12 protein-coding genes are annotated in these 15,053 nt (G+C 41.7%); 8 read left to right on the plus strand and 4 right to left on the minus strand.

The genetic code is table 11. From position 1 onward, the window contains the following. The first annotated feature begins 20 nt into the window (after window positions 1–20). Genes aceK through NFU46_RS00300 form a run of 4 tightly spaced genes read left to right on the plus strand, consistent with a single transcriptional unit; the run spans window position 21 to window position 3,579 of the window. Window positions 21–1,850, plus strand: coding sequence for a bifunctional isocitrate dehydrogenase kinase/phosphatase (gene aceK, locus NFU46_RS00285; protein ID WP_251598670.1), 1,830 nt, complete (start codon window positions 21–23; stop codon window positions 1,848–1,850). Window positions 1,851–1,901: 51 nt separating this feature from the next. Then, window positions 1,902–2,294 carry a hypothetical protein gene (locus NFU46_RS00290; RefSeq protein ID WP_058584827.1) on the plus strand — a complete coding sequence of 131 codons (393 nt, stop codon included), beginning with the start codon at window positions 1,902–1,904 and terminating at the stop codon, window positions 2,292–2,294. Window positions 2,295–2,302: 8 nt separating this feature from the next. Further along, window positions 2,303–3,265: a zinc-binding dehydrogenase gene (locus tag NFU46_RS00295; RefSeq protein ID WP_251598672.1), complete on the plus strand. Its 963-nt coding sequence runs from the start codon at window positions 2,303–2,305 to the stop codon at window positions 3,263–3,265. Window positions 3,266–3,318: 53 nt separating this feature from the next. Further along, complete coding sequence (locus NFU46_RS00300; protein ID WP_054561248.1) at window positions 3,319–3,579, plus strand: DUF2999 family protein; 261 nt, start codon at window positions 3,319–3,321, stop codon at window positions 3,577–3,579. Between the two features lie 56 nt (window positions 3,580–3,635). Here the strand turns inward: NFU46_RS00300 and NFU46_RS00305 are convergent, their stop codons facing one another. Together NFU46_RS00305 and NFU46_RS00310 are read right to left on the minus strand one after the other, a co-directional pair. Then, window positions 3,636–3,842 (minus strand): helix-turn-helix transcriptional regulator, encoded by a 207-nt coding sequence (locus NFU46_RS00305; protein ID WP_054552938.1) that lies wholly within the window; start codon window positions 3,840–3,842, stop codon window positions 3,636–3,638. Continuing rightward, window positions 3,843–4,301: a hypothetical protein gene (locus NFU46_RS00310; protein ID WP_251598674.1), complete on the minus strand. Its 459-nt coding sequence runs from the start codon at window positions 4,299–4,301 to the stop codon at window positions 3,843–3,845. 186 nt (window positions 4,302–4,487) lie between these two features. On the opposite strand from NFU46_RS00310, the gene lepB reads away from it, so the two are divergent. Next, on the plus strand, window positions 4,488–5,147 hold the full coding sequence (lepB, locus tag NFU46_RS00315) for a signal peptidase I (RefSeq protein ID WP_251598676.1): 660 nt from the start codon (window positions 4,488–4,490) through the stop codon (window positions 5,145–5,147). Window positions 5,148–5,210: 63 nt separating this feature from the next. On the opposite strand, the gene metG is transcribed toward lepB, so the two are convergent. Next, the gene (metG, locus tag NFU46_RS00320) at window positions 5,211–7,235 is read right to left on the minus strand and encodes a methionine--tRNA ligase (RefSeq protein ID WP_251598687.1); all 2,025 of its coding nucleotides are present in this window, start codon (window positions 7,233–7,235) and stop codon (window positions 5,211–5,213) included. 178 nt (window positions 7,236–7,413) lie between these two features. Between metG and apbC the strand changes: the two genes are divergently transcribed. The 3 genes from apbC (at window position 7,414) to NFU46_RS00335 (ending at window position 14,490) form a co-directional block, all read left to right on the plus strand. Then, window positions 7,414–8,493 (plus strand): iron-sulfur cluster carrier protein ApbC, encoded by a 1,080-nt coding sequence (gene apbC / locus NFU46_RS00325; RefSeq protein ID WP_251598689.1) that lies wholly within the window; start codon window positions 7,414–7,416, stop codon window positions 8,491–8,493. Between the two features lie 315 nt (window positions 8,494–8,808). After that, on the plus strand, window positions 8,809–11,460 hold the full coding sequence (locus NFU46_RS00330; RefSeq protein ID WP_251598691.1) for a glycoside hydrolase family 16 protein: 2,652 nt from the start codon (window positions 8,809–8,811) through the stop codon (window positions 11,458–11,460). A 78-nt stretch (window positions 11,461–11,538) separates the two neighbouring features. Next, the gene (locus NFU46_RS00335; RefSeq protein WP_251598693.1) at window positions 11,539–14,490 is read left to right on the plus strand and encodes a TonB-dependent receptor; all 2,952 of its coding nucleotides are present in this window, start codon (window positions 11,539–11,541) and stop codon (window positions 14,488–14,490) included. Window positions 14,491–14,564: 74 nt separating this feature from the next. Here the strand turns inward: NFU46_RS00335 and NFU46_RS00340 are convergent, their stop codons facing one another. Further along, window positions 14,565–14,891, minus strand: a complete 327-nt coding sequence (locus NFU46_RS00340; protein ID WP_251598695.1) for a hypothetical protein — start codon at window positions 14,889–14,891, stop codon at window positions 14,565–14,567. Window positions 14,892–15,053 lie beyond the last annotated feature (162 nt).

The raw sequence follows: 15,053 nt of genomic DNA on the forward strand, positions 1-15,053 counted from the left end.
CAGCATAAGCGATAAAAATAATGCCACAGCAGAGTTCACATTTGGTTGTTAAATCACACCGCGAACAATTAAATCAGGTCGTAGCGACTAAGCTTGCCCGTGCGGTGTATGCTGGCTTTGAGGCTATGTTTGCAGAGTTTTTAAATATAACTCTCGGCGCACAAAGTCGTTTTGAACAGCGCCAGTGGCATCAAGTTCAAGGGGCAATGAAATCGCGATTGCAAGTTTACGAAGGGCAAGTAAAAAAGGTAAGCCAAGCGGTAAAAATTATTGCTTATAGCGAAGTAGACGACCCAGCGCTTTGGTTATTAGCCAAACAAATATACGCAGAAATGGTGCAAAGCCATGAAAACCAGCCTATTGCTCATACCTTTTTTAACTCAACCTTCGGTGCAATTTGGGACTCACGAAAAATCCGCAATGTGCACTTGTTTGTACTAAAAGCACGATATCAACTGGGGCCAAGACCCTTTGATTCATTGGTTAGCCGCATTTCCCTGCAAAATGGCTTTGAAAGTGCGATTAGTAGCTTGATCAAGCGCCATGTATTTCGGTCACAATACGCTGATTTTACTGATGATGTTGCCATGTTACAGCGTACCTTGATTGCTGGAGCGAAACAACAATGCCCACAAGTTTATGAGCTGCTTGCTCTCAACGATGGCTATATTGAATACGCTAATTCATTGTTTTTCAGAAATAAAGCCTGCTACATCATAGGCCGCTGTATTGCTAAAAATGGCGATAACATGCCATTTGCGATTGCGCTATTAAACAGTGAAAAAGGTCTTCACATTGATGCCGTGATGATGGGAGCTGATCAACTCAGCTTGTTGTTTGGCTTTGCGCGTACTTATTTTATGGTCGACACTGACCAACCCGCCCGATACGTTGATTACCTCAGTGTTTTAATGCCTCATAAGCAACGTTTTGAGCTGTTTAATGCCATAGGCTTTATCAAACACGCGAAAACCGAGTTTTATCGTTACAAAGTTGATACCACCCGTAATAGCCCCGTTGACGATAAATACACACTTGCGCCGGGTACGCCGGGCATGGTGATGCTGGTATTTACCACCCCAGGCTCAGATTATGTGTATAAGGTAATAAAAGATAAATTTAGTGCACCAAAAACAGCCACCAAACAACAAGTAATGGCCAAGTACGACTTTGTTAAACAAGCTGACCGAGTAGGCCGCCTAGTTGATACACACGAATTTCGTTATTTAGCGTTTGATTTAAGCCGATTTAGTGATGAGCTTATACAAACAATGCAGCAGCAAATTGGCGATAGCTTAGTGATCTCGGGTAATGCACTTATTTTGCGCCATGTTTATGTAGAGCGCAAAATGACGCCGCTTAATTTGTATATCAACGACTGTGATGAGCGAAAACTGCAGCAAGTAATGGTTGATTACGGTAAAGCGATAAAAGAGCTTGCGGGGGCTAATATTTTCCCCGGTGATATGCTGATGAAAAACTTTGGTGTAACCCGTTGGGGAAGAGTAGTGTTCTACGACTATGATGAAATTTGCCCGATGACAGAGTGTCAATTTAGAGAACTGCCAAAAACCGATGACTCATTAGATGAGCTAAGCAGCGAAAGCTACTTTGATATTGCCGAAAACGACGTATTTCCGAGCCAGTTTAAAGTATTTTTTAGCGCTAATAAGCGAGCGTTTGATTACTTCAATGCTGCACATCAAGATATTTTCACCGCCACAATGTGGCAGCAATTACAGACAGCCATAAACGATGGGCAATTGCTTGATGTTTATCCTTATAAGCAGTCTTGGCGCTTTTCTTCGATGAGAGCTCAAATGAAAAAATCTCAACCTATAACTGTTTAATAGGAACATAGTGTTAGCGTATGCTATTTAAAAATTGCTAAGGAACGCACTATGAAAAACACACTGTTATTATCGAGTTTATTTATTTCGTCTATGGTAAGCGCCAATCCGTTATTAGGTAGCTGGCAATTTGTTGAAGGCAAATATGCAACCAATGACGGCTATGTGACGGCAAAAGCGCCAGAAATAACCTCTGTTAAACTGATTACACCCAGTCATTTTAGCTATATCACTCAAAAGCAAGGCAACTTTCATTATGCTGGTGGCGGCAAATATGTTTTGCAAGACCAGCAATTTATCGAAACTTTTTCCTATGGTAATGTACCTTCACTACTTGGTAAGACCATGGCATTTGATTACAAAATTGAAGGTGATTTATGGCACCACACCTTGTATGAAAATGGCAAATTAGTCGAAGCTGAGATCTGGCAACGAATTAAATAGAAGGTGATATGCGTTATATTAAGCACGAAGACTCACAGTTACACTTTGCGCAAACAGATAAACCAGCCCTAAAAGATAACGAAGTTCTTATTGCTGTTGCAGCAATCGGCGTTAATCGGGCAGATTGTTTACAGCGACAGGGCAAATATCCAGCACCCAAAGGTGACAGTGAAATATTAGGTTTAGAATGCGCCGGCACCATTGTTGAGAAAGGTGGTGCAGTATCCGGTGACTGGCTTAATAAACGTGTTTTTACCTTGTGTGCGGGCGGTGCTTACAGCGAGTATGTTGCCGTTGATGCTGCGCAAGTGATGCCGTTACCAGATGAAATGACAATGGCAGAGGGCGCTGCTATCAGTGAAGTATACTTAACGGCTTTCTCTGCCTTATTTCAATTTGGTCAGCTCAAAGCAGGGCAGACGGCACTTATTCATGCGGGAGCCAGTGGTGTCGGTGGGGCGGCAATTCAAATGGCAAAACGCGCGGGTGCCCAAGTGGTGATCACTGCAGGCAGCGATGAAAAGTGCGAACATGCCAAGCAGCTTGGCGCAGACCACACCATTAATTATAAAACCGCTGATTTTGTAGAATACTTCAAAGCCAATAATTTACAGGCTAACACCATTGTTGATCCTGTCTCAGGAAGCTATTTAAATAAAAATGCTGCCGTTGCAGCAATGGATTGCCAAATTGTGATGTTAGCCTTTTTAGATACGCGCTTTGCTGAGGTTGACTTTGCAAGGCTGCTTAGCAAACGTATTTCCTTTCATGCATCAACCTTGCGTAACCGTTCAATTGAGTTTAAACGTGACTTAAAAGAGCAGTTTATTTCGCGTTTTTATGATGACTTGGCCAACGGGCTGTTCGATTGCAATATCTATAAAACCTTAAATTGGCAAGAAGCGAATGAGGCTCACCGTATTTTAGATAACAACGAAAACTCGGGAAAAGTGGTGATGTTAGTTGAATAACATCAATTTGCCCATATTATTGGTTTTATTAGTAGTTAAAAGTAAAGGTTAATATGAACCCTATTATTGCAATGCTCAAAGAGCACAATGTAAGTGACGAGAAAGTGCGTGAGCTGTTTCAAGCGTTTATGGAAAACCCAATGATGGCAATGGGTCTGGTCCAACAGTTAGGTATCCCACCAGAAAAGCTTCAACAATTGATGGCATTAGTGATGACGCAGCCACACCTTATTAAAGAAGCGGCTGAATCAGTTGGTATCAGTGATGATGAAGTTGAGCAAGCCAAAGCGCAGTTCAAAAATCAGCAGTCATAAAATTAAATGATACGAATTTAAAAAAGGTTAGCTCTTTGGCTAACCTTTTTTGTTAATTACTGATACGAAAACACGTCGTCTAGTTTCTTATCAAACAGTTGAGCAATCTTAAAAGCCACCTCGAGCGAGGGTGAATATTTACCTTTTTCAATTGCTACTATAGTTTGCCTTGAAACGCCAACTGCCTCTGCCAATGCTTGCTGAGTCATTTCGTTGTGATGAAATCGAAGTTCCCGAATAGTATTACTGAGCTGTTTTGTCATCTAGCTGTCTCTTCGATATAAATATGCTTTGCTGACAATAGTAATAATTTCACTGACTAAAAAACCAATAATAAGAAAGTGCATAATATTATATAGATCAGAGACCTCAGGTAACAGCATGCGTCCAGATACACGTTCAATTTGCGTCGCTAAAAATACACACATTAAGATAATTGCAGAGCAGAACCAGTGACCAAGTTTGGTGCTTTTTAGCTCAATGAGCTTATCACGCTCATCATCCCCTAAGTCTGCTTCTTTATGTTTAATACTAGCAAGCACAGATTGCATAATGATCTCTAAGATCACCGCAATCACGACAACCTTATACAAATAAGACACCATGGTCTCTTGGCTAAGATCACCCGCAGCTTGTAGTGAATTAATGCCTAACAGGTAATAGCTTAAAAGGCCTATGGTTACCACCAAGGTGCTCCAAATTGTCATTTCTTTGTAGCTCATTTTCTTCCACCCTATGTAAAAAATATTTGACTTGGTGTTAAGTAAACTACTCATTGCTTACTGTGTCAAATATTTTTAACATCATGTATGGTATTTTTATCATTGACGTATTTCGTTACATTTAGTTAAGAACTAATTTGTACCGCACAGGCTCTTATGAAAACTAACAACAAATAAGGAACGAATATGAACTGGCTTTTGAAGGTATGGAAAAATAACCGCTCTTTGATTTTATTTATTTGCTTGATGAGTGTTTTTAGAAGTGCAGTGGCTGATTGGTATGAAGTGCCAACAGGTTCAATGAACCCGACTATTGTGGTAGGGGACCGTATTTTAACGGATAAAATGGCTTATGATCTGCGTGTGCCATTTACTCATATTTCGCTAATGCGCACAGATGAGCCAAAAGCCGGTGATATTATTGTATTTGACTCTAAGGCTGTAAATAATCGCTTAATAAAGCGTGTTATTGGCGTGCCGGGCGATACAGTGACTTTAGTCGATAATAAATTGATCGTTAACGGTAAAGCACTTGATTACACATTAACTGATGATGAGCAAGAGCAGCAGATACTCATTGAAAACCTTGCAGGTGTTCAGCACGCTATTCAGGTATCAAAAACGCCCTCGGTGATGCAGCATTTTGCCCCTGTCGTTATTCCCAAAGATATGTATCTAGCGATGGGCGATAACCGTGATAATAGTGCAGACTCACGAGTGATTGGTTTAGTGCCTCGCAGTGAGTTATTAGGCAAAGCTAAAAGAGTCATAGTGTCACTTGATTATGATGATTATTACTTACCTCGAAAAGAGCGAGTTTTACATGATTTGTACTTAGCACCCTAGATAAACAAAAAAACCGTTGTGCCTAGACACAACGGTTTTTTATCATCGCTAGTAATTGTGTAATTACATTACACGCATGCCAGGCTCTGAGCCTTCATCTGGATTAAGAATATAAATTTCTTTACCGCCAGGGCCTGCAGCTAATACCATGCCTTCAGACATACCGAAACGCATCTTACGAGGCTTAAGGTTCGCTACCATTACCGTTAGCTTGCCTTCAATGTCTTCTGGTGCATACGCAGATTTAATGCCTGCGAATACTTGGCGCGTTTCGCCACCTAAATCTAAAGTTAGTTTTAATAACTTATCTGCGCCTTCAACGTGTTCTGCTTTAGCAATTTTTGCTACACGTAAATCAACTTTCGCAAAATCATCAAATTCGATTTCTGGGCTGATTGGCTCTTTTGCTAGTGGGCTGTTTGGATCAATCTTGTCTTTTTCAGCAACTAGGCTTTCTTTTGATTCTTCAATCATTTTATTTACTTTATCCATTTCAACACGCTGCATTAGCGGTTTGAACTTATTAATTGCGTGACCAACAAGCGCAGTTTGCGCGCCTTGCCATGTTAAATCATCGTTTAAGAAGGCTTCAACGTTTGCAGCCATACCTGGAAGAACAGGTTTTAAGTAGGTGATAAGTACACGGAACATATTTAAGCCAAGTGAACATACATCGTGTGTTTCTTGTTGTTTTGTTTCGTCTTTAATTAACACCCATGGTGCCTTAGCGTCGATGAATTGGTTTGCTTTATCAGCAAGGGCCATGATTTCACGAATTGCACGGCTGTAATCACGGTTTTCATAGTGGTTTGCGATGCTTGCAGCAGCTGCTTGGAACTCACCTAATAGCGCTTCGTCCATTACGGTGTCGCTAAGCTTGCCGTCAAACTTCTTGGTGATGAAGCTTGCACAACGACTTGCGATATTAACCACTTTACCTACTAAGTCTGAGTTTACACGTAGTGCAAAGTCTTCAAGGTTTAAATCAAGGTCAGTGATGCCGTTGTTTAGTTTTGCTGCGTAGTAATAACGAAGATATTCAGGATCTAGGTTATCAAGGTAAGTACGCGCCTTAACAAAAGTGCCTTTTGATTTAGACATCTTCGCGCCATTCACAGTTACAAAACCGTGGGCAAATACATTTGTTGGCTTTCTGAATTTTGCGCCATCTAACATTGCAGGCCAGAATAAGCTGTGGAAATAGATGATATCTTTACCAATGAAGTGGTAAAGCTCTGCATCTGAGTCTTCGCTCCAGAATGCATCAAAATCAATCCCTTTCTTATCACACAGGTTTTTAAAGCTCGCCATGTAGCCAATAGGTGCGTCTAACCACACGTAGAAGTATTTACCCGGTGCACCTGGGATTTCAAAACCAAAGTAAGGTGCGTCACGGCTGATATCCCACTGCTGTAGGCCATCTGCAAACCATTCATCAAGCTTGTTCGCCATTTCTTGTTGAATCGTACCTGAGTGTAACCACTCTTTAAGCATGTCTTCAAAAGCAGGTAGGTCGAAGAAGTAATGCTCCGAATCTTTTAAGATTGGCTCAGCACCTGACATAACAGAGCGTGGGTTGATAAGCTCAGTTGGGCTGTAAGTTGCACCACAAGAATCACAGCTGTCACCGTTTTGATTTTCAGACTTACACGTTGGGCAAGTACCTGTTACAAAGCGATCTGGTAAGAAGATACCTTTCTCTGGGTCGAAAAGTTGAGAAATAGTGTGCTTTTTAATGTGACCCGCTTCATTTAAACGGTTGTAGATTAGCTCGCTGAAATGGCGGTTCTCTTCACTGTGCGTGCTGTGATAGTTATCAAACTCAATATTGAAATCAGCAAAGTCACGTTGACGTTCAACACTCACGTTTTTAACCATCTCTTCTGGCGTGATCCCTTGCTTTTGCGCATTAAGCATAATTGGTGTGCCGTGAGCATCATCCGCGCAAACGTAGTAGGTTTCATGACCTTGTTGTTTTTGGAAACGCGCCCAAATATCAGTTTGGATATATTCTAGTAAATGACCTAAGTGAGTCGGGCCATTGGCATAAGGTAATGCGCTAGTAATCAGGATCTTTCGCTGTGCCATAATCATTCCGAATTGAGATTAGTTCGATGCAAACATGCTCGAATATCATTATTTAATTCATTGTGAGTTGCTTATATACAACCTAAAGCAATGATATTATCTAATTGTCTGGTTTTAATGCCATGAATGTTACATAATTCCGCAGCACTTTTCATCAAAGAAACGCTAATTTATTGCTATGTTTGGACTGTCAAAACTATTCTCAAGTAAATCGGCTGAAAAAGCACCTATCATTGCTGCCTTAGCCGCCTACCGTAGTAGCGCATTTGCCATTGGCATTGAGCAAGACTGGCTCGAAGAGCTTAATCAAAACAGCGATAAAAGCTGGCAGGTAAAACTTAGCCTACCTTTCGCTGGCTGTGGCGAAATCAACGAGATTGAAAAATTTGTCGCTGATAAGCTATCAGTGCCTGTGTCAATTAGCGCAAAAGTTAAATTACCTAGTACATATAGTTTTAAGCAAATTAAACATATTGTGCTCGTTGCGTCAGGCAAAGGTGGTGTTGGAAAGTCAACCACCGCGGTGAATCTTGCCTCAGCTTTAGAGCAAGAGGGTGCCCAAGTGGGTATTCTCGATGCCGATATTTATGGTCCGTCTATTCCGCTGCTTCTTGGCCTACAAGGTGCTGAGCCGAAAGCAGCCGATGATAAAAACTTACTTCCTTTTGAAGCGCACAACCTCAAAGCGCAATCGATCGGCTTTTTAGTACCTAGCGATGATGCAACCGTTTGGCGCGGACCAATGGCATCAGGTGCACTTAATCAATTAATGAACGAAACCGCCTGGGGTGAGCTTGATTACCTAATTGTTGATATGCCTCCCGGCACCGGTGACATTCAATTAACCATGAGCCAAAAAGTGCCAGCCAGTGGTGCGGTGATCATTACCACGCCTCAAGATTTGGCCTTAGCAGATGCGCAAAAGGGCATTGCTATGTTCAATAAAGTGAACGTCCCTGTGCTTGGTTTAATTGAAAACATGAGTTATTTCTTGTGTGGACATTGTGGTGAGCCCAATCATGTATTTGGTAAAGATGGTGCTGTGACGTTAGCTCATCGTCATGGTGTACCGGTGCTTGCTAATATTCCGCTGGCTATTGAAATTCGCGAAAGCTCAGAGCAGGGCAATTTAATAGCCAAAGACAACGCGGCTCAAATAAGCGAAACATACAAAACTGCAGCACGTGTGCTTGCTAGTAGCTTGTATTATCAGCAATCGCAGTCAAGTTCCGTTGAAATCATCATTACCGAAGACTGATCGCACCAAATATTTTTACAGCGAGACTTTTTAATTAATAAAGTTGTTATTAGTGATTTGTCTTGCTGTAAGGATACTTCCTCACTTTTTTGTTCACGTCTTGTCTTGTTAACCACCTAGACTAAAAACAATTTCGCAGTAAATGTTAATATTTTATTGACGTTTTAGTAACCGTGTCATACTCTAATGAAAGCGCTTACATTGAAAGGGCTTTTTATTTGACCTCTAATGTAAGCGCTTACAATTGACTGATTAAAACTATACTCTATATATCAGTTGAGTACTAACAAACACATAATGTTAGGGTTCAATGCAATGAACAAATTCAAAACACACTTAACACAACTAGCAATGGCGCTTTCTGTAGCGACTTTAGCTGGCTGCGGTGGCTCTGCCACAGATACAAAAATAGATACTGTTGATCCAACTGAACCAGTTTCAGATTGGGTGATGGTTTGGGAAGATAACTTTGACGGCGATGCCATTGATGACAACAAATGGAATTTCGAAATAGACTGTGCGGGTGGCGGTAATAACGAAAAACAATGTTATACCGACAGTGAAGAAAACGCTTTTGTTGCAGACGGTATTCTAAATATTGTTGCATTACCTGCAGAAGAGGGTGCAGCAAAACCTTATACGTCTGCACGTATCAATACTCGCTACAAAGCTGATTTTAAATATGGTCGCTTTGAAGTACGTGCAAAGCTACCTAGTGGGCAAGGTTCTTGGCCTGCGTTCTGGATGATGCCAACCGATGAAGTTTACGGTGGCTGGCCTCGTTCTGGTGAAATTGACATTGTTGAGTCGGTTAACTTAAAAGTTCCAACCGAAGATGGTGTCGAGTCAAATATTTACGGCACGCTTCACTATGGTAAAGAGTGGCCAAATAATGATAGCAGTGGTAAGGCTTATGTATTTGATCAAGGGTCAAACCCTGCTGATGACTTTCATACTTATGCTATTGAGTGGCAAGAGGGTGAAATTCGCTGGTATGTTGATGACTACTTATACGCGACACAGCGCAAGTCAGAGCTACTTTATAATGCAAATGGTGAAGCGCTGGCTCTAAAACATAAAGGTTGGTACACAGAGTACTTTGACCAAACAACTGGTGAGTTAAAAACGTTTTGGGATGAATCTCCTTATGACCAAGAGTTTTATTTAATTCTTAACTTCGCAGTTGGCGGTGATTGGCCTGAAAACGTTAATGCAATCGGTATTGATGCAAGTGCATTCGAAAATGGTCAAACTTTTGAAGTTGACTATGTACGTGTTTATGAATGTGCGCAAGACCCTGACACAGGTAAAGGCTGTGAAACAGTTCGCCCAGGTTACGACAATTTAGAAGATGCACTTGTGCAAGGTGCAGCCCCGGCGCCAACCCCACCAAGTGATGGCACAGTCACACCACTTACTATCTTTGATAGCAGCTTTAACCCTAACTGGCCTGCGTGGGACTGTTGTGGTGGCACAACGCCAGGGTTAGTTGAAGATGCAGACCGTGGTAATGTAGTTGAATTTAGTGTGGGTGCAGAGCCTACAGTAAATGGCTTTATTAGCCGTGATGCCTTTATTACCGATGAAAATGGTGAAGCCTCTCCTTATGATGCTAGTGCAATGCTAGAAGACGGCTATGTAACGTTTGATATGCAAGTGACTTCGCTGCCCGCTACACCAGATGCACCTTGGTTATTTAAAATCGAAAGTGACGAAGGCGCGACAGCCGTTGAGCTCAACCTAAGTTCTAGCACTGAAGGTGTTAGCCCAGTTGCTGGTGAATGGCAAACATATACCTTCCCACTGCAAACATTAGCTGACGCAGGTTTAAATGTATCGCTAATTGATGTAATCATGATTTTCCCTGCATGGGGTCAAGGTGAGGGGGCTGTTTACCGTGTTGATAATGTTGAAATTACCAATGGCGGCACAACAACATTACCTTCATTAACTTTATTCACTGATGAAACTAATCTTGATTGGCCGCTATGGGATTGTTGTGGTGGTTCAACACCTGTTGAAGTAGTCGACGACGAAGAACATGGTGTTACTGCAGAGTTCTCTATTGGTGCAACTCCTACGGTAATGGGCTTTATTAACCGTACTTCATCAGGTGGTAGTGGTACGCAGTTTGATGCATCAGCATTGGTTGATGATGGCATGCTGCAGTTTGAGATGAAGATCACCTCTTTATCATCAACACCAGATGCGCCTTGGCTATTAAAAGTTGAGTCTAATGAAGGTGCAACAGCAGTAGAAGTTAACCTTAACACAAGCTCAGAAGGTGTTGACCCTGTTGCTGGTGAATGGCAAACATACACGTTCCCAATCAGTACTTTATTAAACGCAGGTTTAGATGTAAGTGCTATTGATGTAATCATGATTTTCCCTGCTTGGGGTCAAGGTGAAGGTGCCGTTTACCGTGTCGACAATGCTCGCATTTATGCACCAGAGCAAGAATCGGCAGCATCAGAGCTGACGCTGTTTGCCGAAAACGTGGCAGATCAGTGGAGCATTTGGGATTGTTGTGCTGGTAGCACGCCAACAGTCGAAACTGACGATGAAACTCATGGCTCTGTGGCAGAATTTCAAATTGGTTCTACCGCTACGGTAATGGGCTTTTTAGCTGATGATGGCGTGAGCTTTGATGCATCGCACTTATTATCTGAAGGTGTGGTTCGTTTTGAAATGAAGATTGTTTCAAACGCCAGCAACCAAGATGCTCAGTGGTTATTCAAAATTGAATCAAACGATGCAGGTCAAGCTGTGGAGCTTGCGTTAAGTGCAAGCCAAGAAGGTGTCGAGCCTGTGGTTGGTGAGTGGCAAACCTATACTTATACACTTGCCGATTTACTAAGTGCAGGTCTTGATATTAGTGCAATCGACGTTGTTATGGTGTTCCCGTCATGGGGGATGGGTGAAGGTGCGGTTTACCGTATTGATAATGCAGTTATTGCAAACCCGTAATTAACATTGGCAACAAGTGATGGGTGCTGATTACAGCACCCAGTATCCATGACAACATATTGCAAAAGCAGGTATATCATGAAAAGCACAAAATTTATTAAAACACCTCTTGCAGCGTCAGTTGCGATGATTTTAACCGCAGGGCTAGGCACTATGTCTGCTTATGCACAGGATGAGCAAGAGAAAGCTGATAACGATATTGAAGTTATCGAAATTAAAGGTATTCGTGGCAGTATGATCCGCGCCATGGATATGAAACGTGATGCAACAGGTGTTGTTGATGCGATTTCAGCTGAAGAAATGGGTAAGTTCCCAGATACTAACTTGGCTGAATCATTACAGCGTATTACCGGTGTATCAGTGAGCCGTTCAAACGGCGAAGGTAGCGAAATTACGGTACGTGGTTTTGGCCCTGAGTTTAACCTAGTAATGCTTAATGGCCGTCAAATGCCAGGCACAGGTTATACGCGTTCATACGCCCTTGAGAATATTGCCGCTGATGGTGTAAGTGCACTTGAAGTAGCAAAATCAGGTCAAGCTGATGTACCAAGTGGTGGTCTAGGTGCTACTGTAAATATTATTACAACTCGTCCATTAAATAGCCCAGGCGAAAAGTTTAGCTCGTCGATTAAAGCTATTCATGACTCGTCAAATGAAAAAGGTGATGATGTAACGCCAGAGTTTTCAGCGATGTACAGCAATACCTATGCTGATGATACATTTGGTTTTGCGGCATCATTCTCTCATCAAGAACGTGATTTTCAACAGCAAAGTGCCAATATTCAAGGTTGGCAGGCCAATGTTAACTTACCAACCCTTGATGAAGGTGACTACATTGACCCACGTGCAGTAGATAGCGAAGGCAATCGTGTCGGTAATCATTTCTTCCCGAAAGACATGAACTACAGTATTGCTGATGTTGAACGTGAGCGTACTAATGGCCAAGTAACGTTACAGTACTCGCCAATTGAAAGCTTTACTGCAACGGTTGATTATACAGCAAGTCGTGCAATCACCGGTGTTGAAACTGCAGGTTGGGGTATTTGGAATGAGTTTGGCAGTAACATTAATAGTTATGAGCTTGATGAAAATGGTACAGCGCTTTATGCCGATATCAGTGGTAATGATGGTTCATTCACCGCAAGCCGTGCCACTACAGAAGTTAAAGCACGTTCAATTGGTTTAAACCTAGAATGGCAAATCAATGACCAGTGGGAAGTTGAGTTCGATTATCATGATTCGAAAAACGAAACAGATAACGGCGCAGATGATGGTTTAGGTTCTGATGGCCAAATCATTCTTGGCTCAGATCAGTTGCAGAGCAAAGTGTATGATTACCGCACTGGTGAAATTCCGCACGCTTACGTTAATTGGAACAATGGTACGACGGTACTTGATCCAAGTGAGATAGATTCAAACTTCAGTCAGTTTATTTACTCACCAGGTGAGTCTAATGTTGAGCAAGCTCAGCTTCATGCAACCTGGTTCAATGAAAGCTTTGAAATCCCACTAGTTAAAGTGAAATTCGGTGCAGCCAATACTAAGCAAACTATGGGTGGTTTTACTGCGTGGAGTGGCTTACGTGGCGGCCCTGGTTTTAATCCATCTTTCACCGAAATATTCCCTGATGGCATGTTCACTTATAATGATACTGGCGACATGCTAGATCAGTTTGCCGGTGGTGGTAGTGCCCTAGAGCCAAATTATTATTACACCTATAGCTTTGAAGAAGCGTTAGCTCGTCAGCTTGCTTATTTAAACGAAGATTTATTAGGCGATAATCAATATTCAATTGACCCATTCTTTGATGGTATCGACAGTGAAAGCTACGTAGAAGAGAAGACACAAAGCTTCTATGTGAATAGCTTATGGGAATTTGAATTATCTGATTACTTTGTTCAAATCAACGCAGGTTTTCGTTATGAAGAAACCGATGTGACCAGTACGGTTCGTCAACGTGTAGAAAGCCAGGTGAACTGGGTGAGTGCATCTGAGTGGATCATGCAGTACGAAACTGGCGGTACAGATAATTTTTACCAAGAAGAAGGTAATTATGATATCTGGTTACCAAATATCGACGTAAAAGTTGAAATAACAGACGAGCTAGTTGGTCGTGTTTCATGGGGTAAAACCATGGCACGTGCGCCGCTGGGTAATTTGGCTGGTGGCCGAAGCTTAACGGGTAGCCCGAAACCGGATGCACGTACTGGCGGGCAAGGTAATACTAACCTGTTGCCGTTTGAGTCGACAAACCTCGATTTATCACTTGAGTACTACTACGGCGAAGGTAGCTACGCATCGGTTGGTTACTTCAAAAAAGATGTAGATAATTTTATTTCAAACGCAACACAAGAGATTACGATTGATGGCTTATACGATATCTTAAATGGTCCTCGTTACCTTGAAGCTGTGGCATCTGTAGAAGCGCGTGGCGAGCAAGCTACTACAAATGCAATTTTCAATGAAATGCTGGCATTAGGTTATGGTAATGCGGATGGTGCCATTGAGCCAACGAGTTCAGATCCATTGATGGTATGGAAAATTACCCAACCGCAAAATACTGATAGTAAATCAGTTGACGGTATTGAGGTTGCTGTACAGCACTTGTTTGGTGAAAGTGGTTTTGGTTTAGGGGTTAACGCAACATTTGTAGATGGTGATGTTGAATTTGATTCAAATGACCTTGAACCTCAATTTCCATTAGAAGGTTTAAGTGATTCAGCTAACTTCCAAGCCTTCTATGATAAAGACGGCTTATCAGTAAAAGTAACTTATGCATGGCGTGACTCTTACTTAATTGGTGTTGGTCAAGCGCAAGGTTCGACTGATGCTCCGCCACAGTTTGGCGATACTTTCGGTCAATGGGACTTAAGTGTTAACTACGACATCAACGAAAACATGACTGTTTTCTTTGAAGGTATAAACCTTAATAACGAAACTGAGCGTGGCTACGGTCGTTACGAAGAGCAGTTCTTATTTGCTCGTCAATACGGACCTCGTTACACAATTGGTGCCCGTTATAGCTTTTAATATGTGATCCCGATGGAACAAAAGCCGCTCAATGAGCGGCTTTTTTTATTTTAAATCTGATAATTAAGACGTTTTTAAAGAGGCTTCTTGCGATAAAGTAAGTAGCCAAAAAAATAGCAGAAAATAGCAATGCCAGGATTAATTAATAAATTAGGCATGAACACAATATCGGTTTCACCAAAACAGTAGAAGTAAAAGGCAATAGTGAGTAATGAAGGTAGCGGGAAAAAGAACGTTTCGTTAGCAACTAAGCCCACCACCGACCAGCTAGTTAATAGTAGTGAACCGACAAAAACGAGAAAGCCATGCCATAAATCGTGCTTTTTAGCATAGTGTTTGGCTATTAAAATTGCGACAACACATGCTGGCAATGTTATTACGGATAAAATAATGTAATCCATAACAACTTATCCTCATTCTCCCTGTAATCGCGTAATTAAAACAAACCTTAGCATCTCAGTTAAATCAGAAATCACTGATCTTATAACCTGAGATGACTTACCTTATTTTGTTGAGAATAATTCGCGCAACACGCTGATGATTTGTGTAATATATGCCACACT

This window comes from Pseudoalteromonas sp. NCCP-2140, from assembly GCF_023708065.1.
Lineage (GTDB): Bacteria > Pseudomonadota > Gammaproteobacteria > Enterobacterales > Alteromonadaceae > Pseudoalteromonas.

What these genes read in the sequence shown, in the direction of transcription:
- lepB (WP_251598676.1), top strand. Translation starts at nt 4,488, where the DNA reads ATGAACTGGCTTTTGAAGGTATGGAAAAATAACCGCTCTTTGATTTTA.
- NFU46_RS00305 (WP_054552938.1), bottom strand. Translation starts at nt 3,842, where the DNA reads ATGACAAAACAGCTCAGTAATACTATTCGGGAACTTCGATTTCATCAC.
- apbC (WP_251598689.1), top strand. Translation starts at nt 7,414, where the DNA reads ATGTTTGGACTGTCAAAACTATTCTCAAGTAAATCGGCTGAAAAAGCA.
- NFU46_RS00290 (WP_058584827.1), top strand. Translation starts at nt 1,902, where the DNA reads ATGAAAAACACACTGTTATTATCGAGTTTATTTATTTCGTCTATGGTA.
- NFU46_RS00310 (WP_251598674.1), bottom strand. Translation starts at nt 4,301, where the DNA reads ATGAGCTACAAAGAAATGACAATTTGGAGCACCTTGGTGGTAACCATA.
- NFU46_RS00295 (WP_251598672.1), top strand. Translation starts at nt 2,303, where the DNA reads ATGCGTTATATTAAGCACGAAGACTCACAGTTACACTTTGCGCAAACA.
- NFU46_RS00300 (WP_054561248.1), top strand. Translation starts at nt 3,319, where the DNA reads ATGAACCCTATTATTGCAATGCTCAAAGAGCACAATGTAAGTGACGAG.
- NFU46_RS00330 (WP_251598691.1), top strand. Translation starts at nt 8,809, where the DNA reads ATGAACAAATTCAAAACACACTTAACACAACTAGCAATGGCGCTTTCT.
- NFU46_RS00340 (WP_251598695.1), bottom strand. Translation starts at nt 14,891, where the DNA reads ATGGATTACATTATTTTATCCGTAATAACATTGCCAGCATGTGTTGTC.
- NFU46_RS00335 (WP_251598693.1), top strand. Translation starts at nt 11,539, where the DNA reads ATGAAAAGCACAAAATTTATTAAAACACCTCTTGCAGCGTCAGTTGCG.
- aceK (WP_251598670.1), top strand. Translation starts at nt 21, where the DNA reads ATGCCACAGCAGAGTTCACATTTGGTTGTTAAATCACACCGCGAACAA.
- metG (WP_251598687.1), bottom strand. Translation starts at nt 7,235, where the DNA reads ATGGCACAGCGAAAGATCCTGATTACTAGCGCATTACCTTATGCCAAT.